Here is a 20,976-nt window from a genome sequence, read left to right as displayed (position 1 = left end):
CACACCGTCAACCGCAGTCCCTTACTCGCCGTTGCCCGCGCACGGCCGAAAGGTCTGAAAGCGCTCATGCAAGAGGGCCACAAACCCACGGGCCTCTCCGCGCTTCGAGGTGGAGGGGTCAGCCCGGCGATGGTAGCCGCGATTTTCGCCCTGGCGATCGCAGCGGTCGTCACGGTCTACTCCTTCGACCAACGAGCCGCTCTCCTCGAGAACGAGGACGGAGCTGCTCCCGGCGATGCGGCCTCTGCCGGAGAAGCCAGCAACGACACGCCGGCGCTCCATGAAGAGGAGCCCGAGCTCCAGGAGATCCGTAACCGTGCGCCTGTCCAAAGCCAGGCGCCGAGTGCAGCGGTCCGCTAGCTGCACCCCTGGCACCTATACCGCCTTACGAAGGGGGCCGTCCTCGCAGTCTGCTGCAGGACGGCCCCTCTGTTTCTCTCGGTTGTGCTCTCCTGGGGTACAGACCGGCGACGCCGGACCTCTCCCCCGTTTTCCCGCCTGACTAGGCCAGTTCCGACAGCACCCGCTTCTGGTACTCGTAGGACTCTCGCAGCTTCTCCTCGGTGGTGGTTCCGGTCGGCTTCACGCAGTAGCCGCCACGGAAGTCCTCGAGGTCCACGTAGCCCTCATAGCCCACGTCCTTGAGTGCCTGGAAGACCATCTTGAAGTCGGCCTGCCCGTGTTCGAGGGACATGTCCTTCACGGACCAGCCCTTGTCCTCGGAGTAGAACCAGCCAACGTTCTTGGCATGGACGTGCGCGATCCACGGGGCCAGCATCTGGATGCCCATCCGCCAGTTCTCGCGACCCGAGTAGATCATGTTGCCCGGATCGAAGATGCATCCGACGTACCGTGGGTCGAAGTTCTCCACTACGCGCAGAGTCGCTGCAGCGCTCTCACAAATGCTGTTGTGATGGATCTCAATCAGCGCCCGGACGCCGTAGTCCTCGGCCATCTTCTGGATAGTCTGGTAGTCCTCCACAACCTTGTCGAAGAGCTCGTTGTAGTTGAGCTCGGGCTTGAACCAGGCCGACCCGACGCGGAGGTTGGGCGAGTCCATCACCTGGGCAGCCTTCATCAGGCGCTTGATCTTGTCCCAATCATCAGTCGCGGAGCTGCAGCCCAGCGAAGGGATCTCAAGGCCGTACTCGTCGGCGGCCTCCTTGGCTCGCGGTGCGTCCTCTTCGAGGTTCGTGAGGCTAACGTGCCACTCGGACCCGTCACCGAAGACCTTGTCTGGGTAGCCGATTGTCCACTCAATGCCGGTGTAGCCGATCTCACTGGCGAGCTTGGCGGCATCCTTGCGACGGTAGTCGGGCAAAACGATGGAATAGACGCCGAGTTTCATGGGTGAGGAACTCCTCCCTCGCAGGCCATGCCTGCTGTCGGTGTGCGTCCCGCGGTCTCGGCGAGCCGACCGCGGTTTTGGACGTCGCCAGGATTGTAGCACAACCCGCAACGAAGTGGGGATTCACGACTGTGAGTGCCCTGCTCAAAGAGGCACAAGGTCTCGCGGAGGTGGGAGGCGAACTACCGGAGGGTGCCCTCTTGCGGGTGAGCAAGTTTTTGCAGAAAAGCTATCAGGCAAGAAGGTGTGGGGCGTGGTGGCGCGGAAAGTGACTATTGATTGCGTCACAGCGCAGGATTGTGCTAAGATGGACAAGGGGAGGATGGGGGCCTAGAGCACGACTACTTCGTCGGCACTGCCGGCGGAGTACCTGTGTGCCGTCCGTTCGGCAAGAGGTGTGGTTGACAGGTCTTTGTCCTTACGCCCTGCAGTGAGCCCGCTTTCCAGGGAGGACCGCAGCATGCGCATCAAAGCGCAAGCCAGCCAGACATGGATCACAGCCCTGATCATCGCACTTCTGCTGGTGGCGGTAGTCGGCGGATGCGGCAAGAAGGGTGAGGAAGCGGCCACGGAGGGCGAGAACGCCGTGGCAGCCGCCGGAGAAGGACCTTCCGGCGGAGAGGGCGCACCTGGGGCCGGGCCTTCCAGCGAAGGGCCGGGAGCAGGTGGCCCCGGCGGCGAAGCTCGTGGTGCTGCCGCTGGTCCTGCACCGACCGCGCCCACACAGATCGCGGCCGCCCCGGCACCGACTGCAGAACAGCAGGCCCTCGTAGACGAGGCCGTAGTCATCCTGCGAGGCATGCTGACCCGCAACGTTCCTCCTCCGCCGCCTGGCGAGGAACCTGCCAAGGCTTCTGGCAAGGGCGCACCGGCCGGCGCACCTGCCGGTCCCGCTGGTGGTCCTGGTGGTCCTGCTGCATCGCCTGCGGGATCGCCCTCTGCTTCGATTCGCGACCCCTTCCACGCCACAGACTACCGCTATGCGCAGGCCGGTGGCCCCGGCGGACCCGGCGCTGAAGGTGGCGCACCTGCCGGACCTGGTGGCGAGGGTGCCCCTGCCGCCAAGGCCGCTGCTCCCGCCTCCATGCCGCCTGTTGCGCTGGCCATCACCATCAAGAAGGTCTGCCAGAAGACCCGTGGCGTTGACCTCAACGGCCAGAAGTTCTTCCATGAGTATTGGTACTTCATGGCCAAGAACCTGCTCGAGAAGGACGTCATGGGCAAGTACGCCGACTTCCCGCTCGTGCAGCTCACCTGGGCGGCGCAGACCCGCAGCGACTGGGAAGGCTACCTGTGGCACTGGGCGCTGCGCAAGATGCTTGAGCAGAAGGACTATGCAGGCCTCGAGGAAGTTGGCGCTAACGTCGCCAAGGCACGCACCGCTCTCGCGACCTTGCGCTCCATCTGCAAGTACGGCCTGCTGATGCACGATGTCGACCAGACCAAGATGGGCCGCATCATCTGGCCGACGGTCGAGCACGTTGCGAACTGCGTGCAACTGGCCTTCGGAAACCCCAACTACGACCCCGCCACCATCCAGCGTGATGAGACCAAGCGCAGCCGCCTGATCGTCGAGATCTTCGATGACTATGTGGTCTGGGGACACAACTGGTGCTGGGAGCGCTCCCGCAACTGGAGCTATCTCGCACGTGTCTCCACCAACCTTCCTGCCTACAAGTGCCCGTCCTGTGGCCACAAGCTCACGCGCACCCACGCCATGTGGCGGTGTCCCGAGTGCGGTAAGGGCGTTCAGGCAGACCTGCCGGGCACCGATGTTGTCGAGCCGTACCGCTTCCCCGGCAGTCGCTACGCCGACCGCCAATATCAGAGCTATGCCCTGTATGACCCGGTCACTGGGCGCACAGGAGACGGCAAGTACGTCCTCAAGCGAGGGTGGAACTCGCCGACCTACGCTCGAGTACAGCAGGGGATGCGCAACGCCCAGCGGATTCAGAAGCTCAGCGAGAACATCTTCGCAGGCAGCATCCCGACGCAGGCCGACATGGCCGCGTACCAGTCCTGGAAGAGGGTCACGCCCGTCATCGAGCGGATCCCCGAGCTGCACCAGATGGAACTTGAGGCTCACGAGATGCGGCTGCACAACGCCGCTGTCCCTGGGACCGACCGACGCAACTAGCTCAACGGCAGGTAAGCCCTGCCCACACGGCGAAACGTCCGCCGAGTCTTGGGAGTGCGTGCGAGATGTGGAAGGAGTTCCCGGCGGTTTCGAAGGTCTGGCAGGCTGCCTCACCGACACAGTAGATAAGGGCACAAGCTGCCTGCTGCCACACCCCGGAGGCCATTGATGAGAGCACCCGTCATCGCTCTAGCCATCGCACTGCTCATACCGATGCTCTTGCTCGTGGGGTGCAAGGAGGAGGAAGTGGCCCAGACGCCACCTCCACCGCCGCCGGATCCTGGTTGGCCCACAGCGTCCGCACAGGACGCGGCCGTCCAGTTCGATCTGGAGGAAGCCCATTTCCACATGCGCAAGGCCCGGTACGCTGACCCGGGCAGCTACGGCAGCGAGTATGAGATGCCCTTCGCGGTTGGCTACGCGCAGTGGGCCTACGAGATGCAGCCCGACAACGACGCCGCGGTCCGCACCGTCGACCACTTGGTCCTGGAGAACGGCTCCGAGTTCGACGTCCCGTACGGCTACACCCCGCGCTGCATGTGGTGTCATGCCCCCATGCCGCGCAGCCTCCTGCGATGGCCGACCGAGAACGGCCAGAAGGTCGTCGAATGCCCCAACTGCGGCGCAAAGGACTCCTTCCCGACGGGCCTTGTGCTCCGTTGCCCGTACTGCAGCGACGTCGTCGCCGGGACTGCCGCGGGAGGCCCACGGTGTCCCACTTGTGGACGGGCCTGGAAGGCTCTCCGCCATTCCTGCTCCCGGTGCGGTCTGACGGTTCCGATGGACAGCCGTCAGGGACAGCGCTGCCCGCGCTGCAAGACCCGCTGGGACTTCGACGTTCCCTTCGGCAACTGGCCGACCCGCGCCAAGGCCCCGGTCGTCTTCACCGGTTCAGGCACTGGTCTGCAATGTGAGGCCTACACCGCCTTCACGGGCTGGCGCTGCCCGAACAAGACAACACGCAAGCCGGATGGCAAGGGCAAGGTGTACTGCTGGGTCCACCGCAACCAGGCGGCCCGCGATGAAGTGGCAGCGAAGGGTCCCCAGGGCGGCGGAGCGGCGGCGGCACCTGGTCCCGGCGGACCTTCCGGTGGTGCACCGAGCGGCGCACCCGGTGGCGCTCCTCCAGGGACCACGCCTGGCGCACCGCAGCCGATGGCCGGCGAGGGAGCTGCACCTCCCGACTCCTCCAGCGGAGCTGCACCATCCCCGTCCGATGCAGGAGGAGCTGGCGGAGGTGGCGGCGGCGATGCCGGCGCGAGCGGGGAGTAGCCACGATACGCAGACAGTTTACCAGCCCTTCGTCTCTATGGGGCACAGCGTAGAAGCATGATCACCGAGCCGCTCCCCCACAAGGAGCGGCTCGTAGGTTCGAGGAGCCAGGCATGTTCAAGCTCAGTGTGATCAGTGACGAGATATCCCAGGACTTCCAGCGCGTCGTCGACGTGTGCAGTGACTTCGGCGTAGGCATGGTCGAGCCCCGGTCCATCTGGGACACGCCGGCCCACAAGCTGACCGCCGACCAGATCACCCGCATGAAGGGCATCATGGCGGCGGCCGGTTTCCAGGTTCCCTGCATCGCCTCGCCCTTCCTGAAATGCGACCTCGGCAACGCCGAGCACTACCAGGAGCACCTGGGCATCCTGCGCAACTGCATCGAGCTGGCGCACACTTTCGACTGCAAGATCATCCGCGGCTTCACCTTCTGGCGAACCGGCCCGGCGAAGGACGTCTGGCAGCAGTTGCTCGATGCCTACGCAGAACCCATCCGCATCTGTGAGGCCGAGGACGTCTACATCGGCATTGAGAACGAGGCTTCCACCCACATCGCCACGGCGGCAGAGGCCGAGCAGATGTACAAGGACCTCGCCAGCGATCGCGTACGCGCAATCTGGGATGCTGCTAACGAAGTCTACGCCGAGGACGGCGAGCTTCCCTTCCCCAACGCCTTCGATCGCATGAGACCCTACATGATCCACATGCATATCAAGGACGCCGTGAAGGACCCCACCAACGAGGCCGGTGCCCGCTGCGTCCCGGTCGGCGACGGCGGCTACATCGACTATCCCGCCCAGTTCCAGGCACTCATCGACATGGGGTACGAGGGCGCCTGCAGCCTGGAGACCCACTGGCGCCCGACGAGCCAACTCGACGAGGCGACCATGAACCGGCCCGGTGGCGCAGCCTTCTCAGCCGGCGGCGAGGAGGCCAGCCGCATCTGCTTCGAGAAGATCCAGGCCATGATCGCCAACCTACGCAAGTAGCGAGGCCTTGGCCTGACCAGAGCGATCTACTGACGCCGTCGGGTGATGCCCGGCGGCGTTTCCTTAGGACGTCGGTGTCCCCCACCGCGGGGCAGGGATAGGGTCCCCGAAGGGCGAACCGACTCCTTGCCGCATGCGGAGGGACACCGCTGAGGATGCAGCGACGGAGGGCGGGAGCAAATGCCGGACACCTCGGCTGTCGCAGCAAGGCACGCCTCACAACGGAACCTGCTCCGGTTTCTTGCCGTCGCAGGCGTCCTGTACGTCTGTCTCTACGGCTCAGACATCGCCATCACTGCACGCCCCGACACCTTCCTGGGCTTGCGGCCCCCCGGGGCAACGAGTGATGGCGACCCGGGCCATCCCTGGGCGTATGTGCCTGTCAGCGCCCGCAGTACCCAAAAACGCACTGCCTCCGAGCAGGGAGTGCCCGTCTTCGAAAGTCATCTGAACAACCCAAACCTGGCCGCCAACGACCTCTACCAGCGCCTCCAGGCTGCCCGCAAGAGCCTGCGCATCAGCGCCGAGGGGACGATCAAGGACGGCCGTGCCTGTGTGCCCCTGCGGAAACTCGTGCCCTGGGTAGGCGACGAGATGCAGTGGGACGGCGCCGGCAAGGCGACCATCTTCAGCACAGACGGGATCACCGTCTTCACGCCCGGTCAGACCCGTGCAGAGCGCAACTATAGCCCGGTTGACCTACCGGCTCCGCCCTACGTGGACGGCAAGGAGTTCTGCATCCCGCTGCTCAGCGCAGCGAAAGCCTTCAATATGTCTCTCGAGCGCGAGACGAAGACCGGTATCTACGTGCTCCAGAAGGGAACGACCTCGATCCGTGTGCTGATGCCTGTGCGTGCGCTGCACATCGAGATCGATCGCTCCGATCGTTGGCTGCAGATCTGCTATGCGGGCACTCTCGTCAAGCATTACCAGGCCTGCACCGGCGCGGGTAACAACACACCCGTCGGCGAATTCGAGATTCAGAACAAGGCGGCCTGGCCGGGCTGGCGCGCCTACTGGGGCGAGTACATTCCCGGCGGCAGTCCTCGCAACCCTCTGGGCGCTCGCTGGCTGGGCACGACCGCCCGGGGGCATGCAACCAGTCGTATCATTGGCATTCACGGCACCAACCAGCCTTCGTCCATCGGCCAGCGAATCTCGGGCGGATGTGTGCGACTGCTCAACAAGCACGCTCTTGAGCTGTACGAAGTCATCCCGGTCGGCACCAGAGTGAGCATCCACGAGTAGTCTTCGCGGGTGCCGGGGCCGAAGTGCAACCCGGATGCGGCCGCAACCAGTCACGGAGGAAGCCCGGCATGATCGTCGGCGTCGGCACTGATATCTGTTCAGTACAGAGGATGCAGCGCATGGCCGAGAAGTACGGCGGGCGCTTCCTCGACCGTGTCTTTACACCGGAGGAGCAGGCAAGGGCGACCAAGAAGGCCGGGACGGCTGAGCGTCTCGCCGCGCGGTTCGCTGCCAAGGAAGCGACGATGAAGGCCCTGGGAACCGGCTGGGCCTGCGGCGTCAAGTTCCTGGATATCCACGTGGTCAACGAGTTCGGCGGCCGCCCTTCCGTCGAGCTCGTAGGGGACGCGCTGGAGTGGGCGAAGTCCCTCGGGGTTCAGAAAATACACATATCCCTGTCCCATGAGCGCGACCAGGCTATCGCCTTCGTCGTCCTGGAGGGCCCGTATCCGCGCCACGATTAGCGGCTGAGTGCGGACTGGTCTCTTCTCAATGGCGCGGGTCGGAAGCCTGCGGGCAGAAAGGGCCCGATGACGCCGTATCGCGTCCTATCTCCTATGCGCATCGTCGACCGCTACCTTCTTCGGCTCCTGGTGCTCCCGGTGCTCCTCGGCCTGAGCGTCTTCGTCGTCATCTTGATGAGCGAGGCCGCCATTGACCTTGGGCAGGCGCTTGTCGGCTCCACAGTGCCTGTTTCCCTGATTGCCCAGTACCTCCTCTACAGCTTGCCTCGAGCAGTCTCCTGGTCACTGCCCGTTGGCGTTCTCGTCGGTGTGGCTATGGTCTCGACGGCCATCACTCGCAACGGTGAGGCCACTGCTGTGCGAGCCAGTGGCACGAGCCTGCGACGCCTGTGGGTGCCCTTCATCGCAGTGGGCGTTCTGGGCTCAGTTGCCTCCTTCTGCATCGAGGAGTACGTCGTCCCCGGTGCCAATCAGCGCTCGACACGCGCCTTCCTGCAGATGACCAACTCTCAGCCGGTCCTGCGCCCGCGAAACGACCAGGCCTTCCGCGACAAGGACGGCCGCATCTTCTACGTCGGACACATGGACGAGAAGACGAACCGACTCGACGACGTGTTGGTGATGTCCAACGCAGAGGACGGTCAGCTCCGGACGCTGACGGCGGCCAAGTGGGCCGAGCTGCGGGGCAAGAGCTGGGTCCTCTGCGAGGGCGTGGTCCTGAGCTTCGGACCCGACGGCGCGCCCGTCGGCAAGCCCCGGCGGTTCGCGACGCAGGAGGTCAGCCTCTGGGCGGCGCTGCAGGACTACTACCTCGACCAACGCAGCGAGTTCGAGATGAGCGCTCGTGAACTGGAGCAGGCGTCCGTGGTCCTCGAAACCGGAGGCATTGACGCCCAGCGGCTCAAGGTGCGCATGCAGTTCAAGTACTCGATTCCGCTGGCGTGCCTGATCTTTGTGCTGGTGGCCGCTCCCCTGGGGATGCGCTACGCACACCTGGGCAGCTTCGTGGGGATCGTCCTGTCGATCCTGATCGTGTTCCTCTACAATGGCGTCCGTTCGTGGGGTCTCGCCTTCGGGCTTGTCGGTGACCTGCCGCCCGCCGTTGCCGCCTGGGCTCAGAACGTGATCTTCGGCGGCTGGGGGCTCTATCTGGTCCTTCGCGCCAGATGAGGGCGACTTCATCACCGACCGCGAGGCGCAACCTTGGCTCAAGACCGGGGCGATTCGTGTAGTGCTTCGCCCGTGAATGTACACAAATAGGTTTGCATGCCGCGCCGCGGGGCATTATAATCCAGTACGCATGTCGCAGCTATCATCGCAACCTGGGAGGGCACACTCATGCGCGTCTGGGCGACGCTACTTGTGCTTCTGCTCCTTGTGCCGGTGGTTTGCCAGGCACAGGACCCCGACTGGCCGGAACCGGCCTGGCGGCCGCTGTACACTGAGGCAATGACGAACGAGATGGTGCGCCGGCTCATCGTCGGCTATGAGGACTTCAACGTCCGGCCCGAACAGACCTGCACCCGCTACGAGTGGGCTGCAGTGGTGAGCCGGCTCGTGTGGTTCTTCCACCTTCCGCTACCGGTCGAGGAGCGCCGGCCACCCGACGTGCCCTGGCAACACTGGGCCGAGGACGCGACCCGCGTCCTGGTGGCCAGCGGAATCTACCCCGGCCCGCCGGATACGCGTTTCTGTGGGGACAAGCCGCTGACGCGGGCGCAGTTTGCGTGGATGTTCACTAACCTCTTCCGCGCGGTCAAGGGCGAAGGATACCTGCGCCACCCGATGAGCGATATGGAATACCTCTACACCCAGGCCGCTGAGGTGCTCCGGGCCGAGGACCTGATGATCGGGTACCCGGACGGCAAGATGCATCTCGACAAGCCCATGCCCAGGTGGCAGGTCTGCCTGGCTATGTCACGGCTGCTGGTGTGGTCTGAGCAGCACCTGCCGCAGCAGCATATCGACGAGCCCTAGCAACTGCGGAGCATCGTAAGCTCGTGACGGGTCGAGGAGATGAGTCGGGATGAGGCTACTCCAGGCAAACCTGGCAGGCCTGTGTTTGTGCCTGCTTGTCGCCGGTCACGCATGGGCACAGGACTGGCCCACTCCTGCGGCGGCGAACGCACTTCTGCGCCAGGCCGCGGCCGAGTTGGTCTCCTTTACGCTAAAGCCCGACCTTCCGACTTACACCCAGCAGAACCTCGGGGAGTACATCGACGGCGAGGCCGACCGGCACTTCGCCTACAACTTCCAGTGGGCGGTTGCTTCGGTCTTCACGGACAAGCGCACCGGGACCACCCTGGCGGCCGACTTCTACTGCTACGACACGCCTCTCGACGCCTTCGGTGCCTTCTCCCAGGATCGTGACCCGAACCTGACGCCCGACATCATCCCTCTTCCGGGCCAGACCAGTCTCTCAGTGTTCTGGCGTGCGAACCAGTTGCACCTCTGGCGCGGGACCGTCTACCTGCGAATCGTTCCCGCCACACTCAAGGACACCGCACGACCGGCTGTGCTGGAGCTGGCCCAGGCGATCACGGCGAAGCTGCCCGCAGCCCCTTCCCCACCTTCCAGTTTCAAGCTCCTGCCAACGCGCGACCTGGTAATGGAGTCCATGAAGTTCCAGCGCCGAAACGTCTTGGGGCAGGCGTCCCTTAGCAATGCGCTGCTGGCCAGTTACGGACGCCGGCTCCCAGACCGCAGCCTTGAGGTCAGCATGCAACTGGCCCTCTTCGAAACGGCGGATCAGGCCGCTGCCGCAAGGGTGTACGCTGCCCTGCAGGCCTTCACAGCAACGGCCGGGGCACCCACGGCAGTCGGCGCCCTGGGTGATGCCGCCTTCTCGGTCCGCGACCAGCGTCTGGGGCGGACTTACGTCATGCGCCAGTCCAACTACGTCGCACTGCTGACGCAGGTGCGGGACATGGCGACGGCCGAGGCCCTACTCCGGGAACTGGGCAAAAACGTGAGGGTCGCCGGAAAACCCGGCGCCTGAACAGGGGAACTGCAGAGATCGACAGAGGGCCCGGCGGTCAGTTGCCGCAAAGCCGGCGGGCTCGTTCGCGACACTGCTCGTAGACTTCGCAGGCATCCTGGCCCGGGAACTGCCCATCCCGCATGACGATGCGACCGTTGACGACGGTCATCCTCACGTCCGAGGCCTCAGCCGCATAGACCATGTGCGAAGCCACGTTGTGCACCGGCTGAAGGCGCGGGCTGCTCAGATCCACCAGGCACAGGTCGGCCCGCTTCCCCGCCTCAAGAGTCCCCACCAGGTCATCAATCGCGAGCGCGCGAGCACCGTTCCGGGTCGCCATCGTCAGCGCATCGCCGGCCTTCACCAGCGTGGGGTCGCCTCCGCGGACCTTGTGGACGGTCGCGGCCAGGTACATCTCATTGAACAGGTCAAGCTTGTTGTTCGAGGCCGCGCCGTCTGTGCCCAGACCGACTACGGCTCCCGCCGCGAGCAGTTCCGGCGCCCTGGCGAACCCGCTGGCCAGCTTCATATTACTCGCCGGGCAGTGCGCCACGCCAACCTGACGCTCCACCACAAGGTCAATATCCCGGTCATCAAGCCAAACGCAGTGGGCAGCCACGGTTCGGCACTCCAGCAGCCCGATCCGCTCGAGGTACTGGATCGGCGTGGCCCCGGTGGCGGCCAGCGACTCCTGCACCTCGTGCTGTGTCTCGGCCACATGGATGTGCACCGGGAGGTCATTCTCGCCGGCGGCCTGCGCAACTGCCTGCAGGAGTTCCTTAGGGCAGGTGTAGGGCGCGTGCGGCCCCAGCATCGGGTGGACCGTCGCACCGTGCTCGGCTCGTATGGCCCTGGCGAAGTCAACGGCCTTCGCGACCACGTCGCCATCGTCCCTGAGGAAGCCCAGCAACACGCCGGACGGGCAGGCCCGGATGCCACCGTCGACGGCGGCCTGCGTGGCCTCCGGGTAGTAGTGGTACATGTCGTTGAAGCAGGTGCAGCCACCACGCAGCAACTCCAGTACCCCTAGCCGTGTTCCCCAGTACACATCCTCAGCTACCAGCTTGGCCTCCGTCGGCCAGATCTTCTCCTCCAGCCACGGCTTCAGCGGCATGTCGTCCGCGAAGCCGCGGAAAAGCGTCATCGCCAAATGGGTGTGGGAGTTGATCAGCCCCGGAAGGGCCACGCAGCCGCTGCCGTCGATCACCTCGTCAGCCGGCTCCGCGGGCGCCGTTGAATCGGGCCCCACGTAGGTGAGCGTGCTGTCTGTCCACTGGAGTGTACCGTCGGTGATGGGTGAGGAGCCGGGTGTCATCGGCAGCAAGGTCGCGTGCTCAAGGCGGGTGACGGACATCGGTCGCTTGACCTCTCGGGCAGACGGTTTGTGGACAGACGAAGGATGCGTGATCAGAACTCGCGGTCAACCATGAAGTTCGCCCAGCCTTCCAGCCAGTGCCGGTACGGTGTCTCCGGCAGCAGCCTCAGGCTCTGGTAGGCGCGGTCGATGTGATCTCGGGCCATGTCGGCAACGGCCTCGACAGCCCCGAGCTCGACGATGAGACGTGTGGTGTCGGCCACCTGCTCCGGAGTGGACGTTGCGTGACCGACGACCTGCAGCAGGGCCTGACGCTGCTTCGCGTCGGCACGCTCGAAGGCCGTCAGCAGCACCGGCGTTCGCTTGCCCTCCAGGATGTCACTGCCGACCGGCTTGCCCAGCTTCTTCTCGTCGCCGGTCACACCCAGGACATCGTCCTGCAGTTGGAAGGCTGTGCCGCAGCTTGCACAGAAGGTCCGGGCCGCCTCCACAAGGGGGTGGTCTTCGTCGGTGGTCTTCAGCCCCAGCATCGCCCCTGCCTTGCCCGCGAACTCATATAGCACGCCCGTCTTCAGGTACAGCATTCGCAGGACTTCGCTGAGCTCGACCTCCGGGATGGGGCGCTGTTCGAGTTGCACGTCCAGGGTCTCACCCTCGACCAGCCCCGACACCACCTTCAGCTCCAGGTCGGACACGAGCTTGAGCAGCAGGTCCGCAGGCGTGTCCGTGCAGCGCAGGAACATGTCCACGCACATGCCGTGCTGGACATCCCCGGCGAGGATGGCGAGACTCGCGCCGTAGTCCTCAGCCTGCGGGCGGCCTAGACCCCAGTCTGCAGCGGCCAGTTGAGCACCCAGAACATGGCCGGTCGGGCCGCCCCGGCGCAGGTCATCGTGGTCAATGATATCGTCATGCACCAGCGTCCAGGTGTGGAAGAGCTCCAGCGCCGCCGCTGCGGGAAGAACACTCTTCTCATCGCCACCGACGGCTCCACAGCAGAACAGCAGAACCGCAGGGCGCAGGCGCTTTCCGCCTCGCTCCAGGTACGCGGCGACCAATCGCCGCAGGTGCTCGGGACGGACGCGCTCGAAGCCCTCGGGTGCGAGCAGCAGCTCGTCCACCCAGCCAGTGCGTTCCTTCAGCGCGGCCATGAAATCAGCAGCAAGACCCATAGGGGCGCAGGACCTCCCAGTGGCAAGAAGATGATGGCGGACCCTCAGGATAGCGGCCGACGTGCGGCCTGTCTACTCCTCCCGGGACGCCCCCTTCATCTCCATTTTTCGAACGCGATACAGAGCTTCCTGGACGAGCTTGCGGTTCACGCCGATGAGCTCTGCCAGCAGCCCGAGAACGGCGCTCTGGAAGCCCAGGGTGACAAGCATGCCGGCCACGATCACCGACTGAACGTGGCCTCTACCCTCCCCGAGGCTCACGAACCAGGCATAGCGCGCGCACAACAGCAGACCGGTAAGGGCCAGAACCCCTCCAATGCCTGCGAAAAGCCGGAAAGGCTGGTAGATGGCATAGACGCGCAGAATCGTCACCAGCGACCGCCGCAGGTACTCCGGGATGCTGCGGAATAGCCGCGAGGGTCGTGTGCCGGCGTTCACGCGCACCGGGATTTGCGTCACGGCCATCCCTGACCGGCCGGCCTGGATCAGCGTCTCGTGTGTGTAGGTGAACTCCGAGACCACCGTCAGACGCAGGGCGGCATCGCGGCTGTAGGCACGGAAGCCGCTGGTTACATCGGCCACCTCCGTGGCCGAGCACTTGCGCACTACCCAGCTTCCAAGACGCTGCAGACGCTTCTTGAGCCACGAGAACTCGGGGATCTGGTCAATCGGCCGAACCCCGACCACCAGGTCGGCAGTCCCCTCACAGATCGGACGCACCAGATCCGGGATGCACTTCGCGTCATACTGGTTGTCGGCGTCAGTGTGGACGATGGCATCCGCACCGGCTCGCACCGAGGCCTCGAGTCCGGCAAGGAACGCCGCAGCCAGGCCCTGGTGACGCGGGAGTTGGACGATGTGATCGGCGCCTGCCTGGCGAGCGACCTCGACCGTCCGGTCTGTGCTGCCGTCATCGACAACCAGAACCTCAACGGTATCGAAGCCCGGAACCTGACGAGGAATCGCGGCGATGGCAGCGCCGATTGCCTGCTCTTCGTTGAGACACGGGATCTGGACGATAAGCTTCTTCACGCGATCCACCGTCGGAAGTAGGGTCGGCGGGAAAGTGCCACGTCTACAGCGATAGTGCACGAGTCCGGCGTCAGACCTCCTCCGGCTCGACCGTCGGCTGGCGCGGCTTTTCAGCAGGCGGCACAAACCGGGCCAGTTCCGCTGCGGTCAGCTCTCGTGCCCGGTCCAGCGCAGCCTCGTCGAGGAGGTTCACTTCCTCCCCGAGAGTGGGCACACATACCTTCCGGTTGGGCTCCGCGCTCAGTAACTTCGCGAAGCTCAGCGCCGCTTCCTCCTCCCCATGCGTCACGAAAAAGGTGCGCGTACCGTTGAAGTGTCGCGACCAGTTCATCAGTTCCTTCTGATCGGCATGCGCCGACAGTCCGCGAATAGACACGATGCGTGCTCGAACTCGGTGCGTGCGCCCGAACAGCTTCACCATCTGAGCGCCTTCGACGATGAAGCGCCCGAGCGTGCCCTGAGCCTGGAAGCCGACGAAGAGCACCGTGTCGTTGCCGTGCTCGATGTGGTGGTGCAGATGGTGCCGCACACGGCCCGCATTGCACATCCCGCTGGCCGAGATGATGATGGCAGGACTCTTGAGCTCGTTCAGTGCCTGCGACTCGGCGACGGACTCCGTGAACCGCAGCAACGGGAATCGGATCGGGTTGTCCCCTGAGGCCAGCATGCGCAGGGCATCGGCATCATAGCACTCATGATGCCGCTCAAAGACCTTCGTCGCCCGGCTGGCCAGGGGGCTATCGACGAACACGGGAACCTTCGGAATCTTGCCCGCTTCCAGCAGCCTATCGAGACGGTACAAGAGATCCTGGGTACGTCCAACGGCAAAGGCAGGAACGATGACATGGCCGCCGGCGCGCACGGTGCGGGTGATAGCGTCCGTCAGCTTGCGCTGAACTTCCTCCTCGGGCGGATGCGCGCGGTTGCCATAGGTAGACTCGATGACTACGAAATCCGCGCTGTCGATGAAGGTCGGATCGCGCAGGATTGGTCGTCCGGGTGTGCCCAGATCTCCGGAGAAGGCGATCTTGCGGCGCACGCCGTCCTGACTCACCCACACCTCCAGCGAGGCAGCACCGAGAATGTGCCCCGCATCGACCCAGCGGCAGGAGAGATCGTTGTTCACCTTCACATCGGCGTCGTACTCGACGGGCACGAAGTGCTCCATGACCGCCGCAGCATCCTCCACCGTGTACAGTGGTGCCGGTGGTGGCGTCGCCTGCTGCCCTCTGCGCCACTTGCGCATCTCCCAGACCGCGTCTTCTTCCTGAATCTTCGCGCTGTCTGCGAGCATCACTTCGCACAGGTCCCGGGTGGCCGAGGTGCAGTAGATGCGGCCCCGGAATCCCAGCTTCCACAGCCTCGGCAGAAGCCCGCAGTGGTCGATGTGCGCATGGGTCAGCAGCACGAAGTCAAGCTTTGCGGGATCGAAGGAGAACCGACGAGCGTTCTCGGCCAGCACTGCGTCATGGCCCTGATACATACCGCAGTCAACCAGCGCCGAGAAGCTCGGCAACTGCAGCAGGTACTGTGAACCTGTCACCGTCCGTGCGGCACCCAGAAAGCGAAGGCGCATGCGATTAGCATCTCCAGTGCGGCAGGCTATCGGCTACTTCCAGTCTCTGCGGAACTCGTTGATCGCGTAACCCCGGCCCTCGGCGATCCATTGGTCATGGCAAGCGAAGCAGAGGTCCAGCAACTCCTTCGGATCGTCCGAGTAGAAGATCTGACTTCCCGTGTTCTTGCGGATCAGGGGGATGATCTCATGCATGTGGTCGGCGATGCCACCCGTCCCCCGCAGGACGCCGATGACATTGCCGTCATCGTAGGCGATGGAGAACTCGCCCAGGGTGCCGGAGCGCCCACCGACGATCACAATGATGTCGGCGCTGCGCACCACGTCCACCTCACGACCCATCAGGCCACTGCCGGTGTAGATGATGGCGTCATACTCCTCGTAGGGCGAGGCATACACCGTGCGATGCTGCTCGAGACAGAGCGCAGGCGATATGCCAATGGCCAATGCTCCAAGCTCCTTGGCCCCGAGCACAGCCGCATGGGGCAATCCCGGACAGGCTCCTGTGATGACAATGCAGTCCCTGCGAGCGATCTCACGGCCCAACTCGGTCGCGAGTGCCAGTGCCTCAGCAGAGATCTCGCCACCAGCGGAGCCCACTACACCCACTTTGCGCTTGATGACACAACACCTCCAACACGATACTCAGGGCGAACCCGACCGTATTATACCAACCTCGAACAAGGACACCAGTACACAGGCTTGCAGGCAGGAATTGGTCCTCCGGCAGGGAAGGACCTGCTTCCATCACTCAGGATGAGCCCAACCCGCAGGCGGTGACCCACGATGAAGCCCCAAAGAGCCCTGTGGCTCCCTGTTGCCGGACTCCTCTGGCTACTGAGCACCGGCGTCTGGTCGGCAACGATCTACGTCGACGGCGTCAACGGTAACGACCAGGCCGACGGCACAACCCTTCCCTTCAACACAATTGGCCGGGCACTACGTTCCCTGCGCCCTGGAGACACGCTCTCGCTCGCCAAGATGGACCATCCCTATCGTGAGTGCCTGCGGGTGACGGTCGGTGGCCTGCCCGGTCAGCCGCTGGTCATCGAGGGGAACGGAGCCACCCTCTGTGGCGCAGATCCCGCACCCAAGACCGGCTGGGAAGCAAGAGGCGACGCCTTCGTGCTGCCTCAGGCGTCCGAGGTGAAGTTCGTCTATGGCCCCGAGGTGCGCTACTCGAAGGCAAGCGCGGTAGATAAGCTGCAGCCCGAGCAGTGGTTCTGGGACAAGGGTCTCTTCTACTTCCGCCCGGCGCCGGGGAAGTCAGTCCAGGACTACGATCTGGAGCTGACCGCCACCCGGGACTGCGGCTTCGCAGTAGCTGGGCCGGGGTTCATCGTGGTCCGCAACCTGACCTGCGAGCACTTCTGGAACGACGGGTTCAACATCCACTCCGGCAGCGCTCCCGTATGGTTCGAGAACATCCGGGGCGTCTGGAATGGCGACGAGGGCTTCAGCGCTCACGAGAACTGCGAGTGCTACGTGAGGGGCGCCTACCTCGCACACAACTTCTGGCACGGGATCGCCGACGTCAACCTCTGCCGGACGCACTACGCAGACGTCACCATCGAGAATAACGTCTACCGCGGCATCCTGATCGAGGGCGGTGTTCACTCCTTCACCGACTGCCGAGTGAGCGGCAGCCCCGTCAACATCGCTCTCACCCGGGGTGGACCGCTGGCCGACTTCCCCCAGGCTCAAAGCCATCCGCTGAGCGCTAGTCTCACCAACCTGCGGAACGTCACGGTGCAGTCTCAGGGCGACGAGGTCGGGCTCTCCGTCGGTCGCGACTCCGCACTCGTCATGGAGCATTGCGCTCTCGAGGGTGGCAGCACCGCCCTCACTGTCGCCCCTGCGGGGAAGGCCTTCGTAGTCAACTCAATCCTCTCTGCCGACCGCACGACGGTCTCTTCCGAGGGCAGCTACGTCGCCGACCGGAATGTCTACTTCCCCGGCCGGTTCAGCGTCGCGGGCAAGGCGTTCGAGCCGGAGGCCTTTGCCGCCTACCAACAGGAGACGGGCAACGACCGCAGTTCCTCGGTACAGAAGGTGCAGTACGCGGGGACGCCCCGTCGTCCTGTCGCGGGGTCGGCCGCTCGTAGCACAGCCTTCGCCAAGGGCTATGGTGGGCCGGACATCGGCCTCGAGATCCGAGGCGGTCTGGAGGGCCTGGCGGCAGTGGAGCCCAATGCCAGGTCCATCACCGCGAAGGGCCGCGAGCTGCTCTGCTATGACTTCGAGCGGGCCAACCCCTGGAGCCTCGTCTACCCCGTGCCCGAGACGAACCAGGCGGGCATGCCGGTGCAGGGCGTCTCCGAGCTATCCACCGAGCAGGCCCACCTGGGCAAGTCGGCCGCGAAACTGACCGTGAAGCTTCCGCCCTCTCCCCCGTCGCAGTACATGATCAAGCTCTTCAGCCTGAAGATGCCCTACGGACGGCCGGTGCAGGCGGTTCGGTTCTGGCTGTACGGCGACGGAAGCGGCAGAGCCTACCGGCTCCGAGTACGGGACGCCGGCGGCGAGTGCTTCTACGCTCCGGCCGGGGCAATGACGTGGAGCGGCTGGAAGCAGATCGCCTGGGACCTGGAGGCGACGCCGCCACAGCCCATCTCGCAGGGAGACGGCAACCATGTTCAGGATTGCCCGCCTCTGGAGATCGTACTGGAGGTAGATGTGACAGCCAGCCCGGAGGGCGGCGAGCTGTGCCTCTGGGTGGATGACCTAGAGGTCGAGCTGGCGCCGCCGAAGTGAGCGCTGCCGCCTGTCGGACGCTGCTGCAGCACACCCAAAGCCGGGCCGGGGCTTGCCTCTTTCGTCCTATCGTGGTACTCTAAGGGCGCACCCAATCTCGACACAGAATTGCAGCCTTCCACGCGACCGATACCGCCCAGCGGCGTCAGTCGCGTGTTTCATACCTGCTGGAGGCTGCAGGGACCAAGCTCATGCATCCACGACGTGTGTGCCATTTTGTTACAGGAGTTACCCAGGGTGGCTCTACGCGGCCCGGGCACTAACGGCCCGGGCGGACCGTGTGTAGGAGGCGCCTGGCCCTACCGTGGATGCCACGGACCGGCCTTCCAGAAGGGCGCCGGTGGTGAGCGCAAGTCAACGCCACAGCCGAGGCCGAACGACCTGACCGCTGTGGCAGAGCCCCTTTCTCTACCTGAGTCAAACCATATCCCCTGGGAGGACACTACAAAATGAAGATCGCAAAGCGCATGCAGCGTCTGGGAACAGAGACCGCCTTCTCCGTACTGGCAAGGGCCAAGCAACTCGAGGCACAGGGCAAGCACGTCGTCCACCTCGAGATCGGCGAGCCGGACTTCGACACCCCCAAGCACATCATTGACGCCGCCTGCGACGCTCTCAACTCCGGCTTCACCCACTACGGACCCAGCGCCGGCGACCCGGAGTTCCGCGAGACCGTCGCCTGGCACCTGAACCGTGGCCGCGGCACCAACTACAAGGCCGAGAACATCACCGTCGTCTTCGGCGCGAAGCCGATCATCTACTGGGGAATCACCGCCTGCGTCGATGAGGGCGACGAGGTCATCTACCCGAACCCCGGCTTCCCCATCTACGAGTCCATGATCAACTTCGTGGGCGCGACCCCGGTGCCGTGCCCGCTGCGCGAGAAGAACGACTTCCGCTTCGACGTCGATGAACTGGCTTCCCTGATCACCCCGAAGACGAGCATGATCATCATCAACTCGCCGCAGAACCCCACCGGCGGCGTGCTTGAGATGTCCGACCTGGAGCGCATTGCCCAGCTCGCCATCGACAACGACCTGTGGATCATGAGCGACGAGCCCTACGAGCGCGTCCTCTACGAGGGCACTCACCACAGCATCGCCGCACTGCCCGGCATGCAGGAGCGCACCATCCTTCTGGACTGCTTCTCCAAGATGTTCGCCATGACCGGCTGGCGTCTCGGCTGGGGCGCAACCCCGGTGGCCCTGGCGGAGCAGCTCGCCAAGCTGCAGACCAACTGCACCTCCTGCGTCTCCGCTTTCACCCAGCGGGCCGGGATTGCAGCGCTCAAGGGGCCCTTCGACGAGTCCGAGAAGATGGTTGCGGAGTTCAAGCGCCGCCGCGACGTCATCGTTGACGGCCTGAATGCCATCCCCGGCATCAGTTGCCTCCGACCCAAGGGTGCCTTCTACGTCTTCCCGAACATCACCGGCACCGGGTTCGGCTCCAAGGAACTCGAGACCAAGCTCCTCGACGAAGCGGGCGTGGCCTGCCTCGCCGGGACCTCCTTCGGCAAGTACGGTGACGGGTATCTCCGTCTCAGCTACGCCAACTCCGTCGAGAACATCGAGATGGCCCTGGGACGCATCAAGGACTGGCTCGCAAGCCAGTAGTCCGAGCACCTGAGGGGCCGCTTCCTACGAAGCGGCCCCTTTTTGATTCAGAAGTGCAGCGAACCTGACCGGGCACGTATCATCGGGCCCTGAGCCGCAGGGCCAGCGACGGTGTCGCCAAGTGATCACGGTTCTGTGCGCCAACACGGGGATCGACAAGACCTTCGAGGTCGAGGGCTTCCAGATCGGAGGCTTTCACCATCCCAGGAGAGTCCGCACGGCGCCCGGGGGCAAGGGCGTCAACGTAGCCCGCGTACTCCGGGCCCTCGACGCCGAGGTCATCCTGACGGGCTTCGCAGGTGGGGCTCCGGCGCAGTACATCGCCACCTACCTGCGGCGCGAGGGAATCGTGCCCGACCTGGTGCGGATTGCCGAGGACTCACGCCTCTGCCTCAACATCCTCGACACGGTCCGAGGCACCGGGACCCGTCTCGATGAGGTCGGCCCGCTGGTGACGCCCACGGAGATCGACCAACTCGGCCGCAAGTGGCAGGCCCTGATGCAGCGGTCCAGCCTCGCGGTGATCTCCGGCAGTGCACCCCGCGGCGTACCCTTTGACCTTTACAGTGAGCTCATCCTGCTGGCTCGCGAGGCCCGCGTTCCTGTGATCCTTGACGCCCACGACGAGCTGCTGCGCCAGTCCATCGATGCAGGTCCAACTGTTCTCAAGCCGAATCTTGACGAACTCAGCACGCTCTGCGGTCACGAGTTGTCCGTGCCGGAGGGCGTCCTGAAGGCCTCTCGCGACCTCCTGGCCCGCGGTGTGCGAGTGGTCCTCTGCTCGCTCGGCGCCGATGGTGCGCTAGTCACCACACGCGACCACGGTGAAGGGTGGGCTCGGGCACCCCAGATTGAGGAGGTCAGCGCGGTCGGGAGTGGCGACGCGATGGTCGCAGGTTTTGCTGCCGCCATGCATCAGGGGCGGTCTCTGGAGGATTGCGTGCGTTGGGCCGTGGCCGCCGGAACTGCCTGCGCAGCCACCTTCGGTGCCGGCTTTGCCACCCTCGCTCAAGTCGAGGGCCTGGTGTCAGAGGTCAGTCTCGAGCCGCTGACCCTCTAGCTGCAGCCCTCCG

General features: G+C 64.7%; 18 protein-coding genes. 12 read left to right on the top strand and 6 right to left on the bottom strand.

The window, feature by feature from the left end; all coding sequences use genetic code 11:
• Positions 1 to 129: 129 nt before the first annotated feature.
• Entirely contained in the window at positions 130 to 360 is a 231-nt protein-coding gene (locus tag ABFE16_05665; protein MEN6344773.1) for a hypothetical protein, read from the top strand.
• 142 nt (positions 361 to 502) lie between these two features.
• On the opposite strand, the gene ABFE16_05660 is transcribed toward ABFE16_05665, so the two are convergent.
• The gene (locus ABFE16_05660) at positions 503 to 1,348 is read right to left on the bottom strand and encodes a sugar phosphate isomerase/epimerase family protein (protein MEN6344772.1); all 846 of its coding nucleotides are present in this window, start codon (positions 1,346 to 1,348) and stop codon (positions 503 to 505) included.
• 460 nt (positions 1,349 to 1,808) lie between these two features.
• Here ABFE16_05660 and ABFE16_05655 point away from each other — a divergent pair, with 460 nt between their 5' ends.
• The 8 genes from ABFE16_05655 to ABFE16_05620 all read left to right on the top strand — a co-directional run bounded on the left by ABFE16_05655 (position 1,809) and on the right by ABFE16_05620 (position 10,459).
• The gene (locus ABFE16_05655; protein MEN6344771.1) at positions 1,809 to 3,485 is read left to right on the top strand and encodes a hypothetical protein; all 1,677 of its coding nucleotides are present in this window, start codon (positions 1,809 to 1,811) and stop codon (positions 3,483 to 3,485) included.
• A 168-nt stretch (positions 3,486 to 3,653) separates the two neighbouring features.
• Positions 3,654 to 4,757: a hypothetical protein gene (locus ABFE16_05650; GenBank protein MEN6344770.1), complete on the top strand. Its 1,104-nt coding sequence runs from the start codon at positions 3,654 to 3,656 to the stop codon at positions 4,755 to 4,757.
• 113 nt (positions 4,758 to 4,870) lie between these two features.
• Positions 4,871 to 5,749: a sugar phosphate isomerase/epimerase family protein gene (locus ABFE16_05645; protein MEN6344769.1), complete on the top strand. Its 879-nt coding sequence runs from the start codon at positions 4,871 to 4,873 to the stop codon at positions 5,747 to 5,749.
• A gap of 180 nt (positions 5,750 to 5,929) precedes the next feature.
• Positions 5,930 to 6,997 (top strand): L,D-transpeptidase family protein, encoded by a 1,068-nt coding sequence (locus tag ABFE16_05640; protein ID MEN6344768.1) that lies wholly within the window; start codon positions 5,930 to 5,932, stop codon positions 6,995 to 6,997.
• Positions 6,998 to 7,065: 68 nt separating this feature from the next.
• Positions 7,066 to 7,461 (top strand): holo-ACP synthase, encoded by a 396-nt coding sequence (locus ABFE16_05635; GenBank protein MEN6344767.1) that lies wholly within the window; start codon positions 7,066 to 7,068, stop codon positions 7,459 to 7,461.
• Positions 7,462 to 7,527: 66 nt separating this feature from the next.
• On the top strand, positions 7,528 to 8,631 hold the full coding sequence (locus ABFE16_05630; protein ID MEN6344766.1) for an LptF/LptG family permease: 1,104 nt from the start codon (positions 7,528 to 7,530) through the stop codon (positions 8,629 to 8,631).
• Between the two features lie 168 nt (positions 8,632 to 8,799).
• Positions 8,800 to 9,438: an S-layer homology domain-containing protein gene (locus ABFE16_05625; GenBank protein ID MEN6344765.1), complete on the top strand. Its 639-nt coding sequence runs from the start codon at positions 8,800 to 8,802 to the stop codon at positions 9,436 to 9,438.
• A 49-nt stretch (positions 9,439 to 9,487) separates the two neighbouring features.
• Positions 9,488 to 10,459 (top strand): DUF6599 family protein, encoded by a 972-nt coding sequence (locus ABFE16_05620; GenBank protein MEN6344764.1) that lies wholly within the window; start codon positions 9,488 to 9,490, stop codon positions 10,457 to 10,459.
• 37 nt (positions 10,460 to 10,496) lie between these two features.
• On the opposite strand, the gene ABFE16_05615 is transcribed toward ABFE16_05620, so the two are convergent.
• From ABFE16_05615 to ABFE16_05595, 5 genes are all read right to left on the bottom strand, one after another.
• On the bottom strand, positions 10,497 to 11,795 hold the full coding sequence (locus ABFE16_05615; protein MEN6344763.1) for an amidohydrolase: 1,299 nt from the start codon (positions 11,793 to 11,795) through the stop codon (positions 10,497 to 10,499).
• A 53-nt stretch (positions 11,796 to 11,848) separates the two neighbouring features.
• Positions 11,849 to 12,928, bottom strand: a complete 1,080-nt coding sequence (locus ABFE16_05610; protein MEN6344762.1) for a polyprenyl synthetase family protein — start codon at positions 12,926 to 12,928, stop codon at positions 11,849 to 11,851.
• A gap of 72 nt (positions 12,929 to 13,000) precedes the next feature.
• Positions 13,001 to 13,960, bottom strand: coding sequence for a glycosyltransferase family 2 protein (locus ABFE16_05605; GenBank protein MEN6344761.1), 960 nt, complete (start codon positions 13,958 to 13,960; stop codon positions 13,001 to 13,003).
• Positions 13,961 to 14,030: 70 nt separating this feature from the next.
• On the bottom strand, positions 14,031 to 15,536 hold the full coding sequence (locus ABFE16_05600) for an MBL fold metallo-hydrolase (GenBank protein MEN6344760.1): 1,506 nt from the start codon (positions 15,534 to 15,536) through the stop codon (positions 14,031 to 14,033).
• 33 nt (positions 15,537 to 15,569) lie between these two features.
• Positions 15,570 to 16,145: a hypothetical protein gene (locus tag ABFE16_05595; protein MEN6344759.1), complete on the bottom strand. Its 576-nt coding sequence runs from the start codon at positions 16,143 to 16,145 to the stop codon at positions 15,570 to 15,572.
• 177 nt (positions 16,146 to 16,322) lie between these two features.
• Here ABFE16_05595 and ABFE16_05590 point away from each other — a divergent pair, with 177 nt between their 5' ends.
• The 3 genes from ABFE16_05590 (at position 16,323) to ABFE16_05580 (ending at position 20,963) form a co-directional block, all read left to right on the top strand.
• Positions 16,323 to 18,290 carry a right-handed parallel beta-helix repeat-containing protein gene (locus ABFE16_05590; GenBank protein MEN6344758.1) on the top strand — a complete coding sequence of 656 codons (1,968 nt, stop codon included), beginning with the start codon at positions 16,323 to 16,325 and terminating at the stop codon, positions 18,288 to 18,290.
• A 449-nt stretch (positions 18,291 to 18,739) separates the two neighbouring features.
• The gene (locus tag ABFE16_05585; protein MEN6344757.1) at positions 18,740 to 19,903 is read left to right on the top strand and encodes a pyridoxal phosphate-dependent aminotransferase; all 1,164 of its coding nucleotides are present in this window, start codon (positions 18,740 to 18,742) and stop codon (positions 19,901 to 19,903) included.
• Positions 19,904 to 20,024: 121 nt separating this feature from the next.
• Entirely contained in the window at positions 20,025 to 20,963 is a 939-nt protein-coding gene (locus tag ABFE16_05580; GenBank protein MEN6344756.1) for a 1-phosphofructokinase family hexose kinase, read from the top strand.
• Positions 20,964 to 20,976 lie beyond the last annotated feature (13 nt).

This window comes from Armatimonadia bacterium, assembly GCA_039679385.1.
Classification (GTDB): Bacteria; Armatimonadota; Zipacnadia; order Zipacnadales; family JABUFB01; genus JAJFTQ01.
The sequence above is the reverse complement of the archived record's forward strand: the minus strand, read 5'-3'. Positions and strand labels throughout refer to the sequence as shown.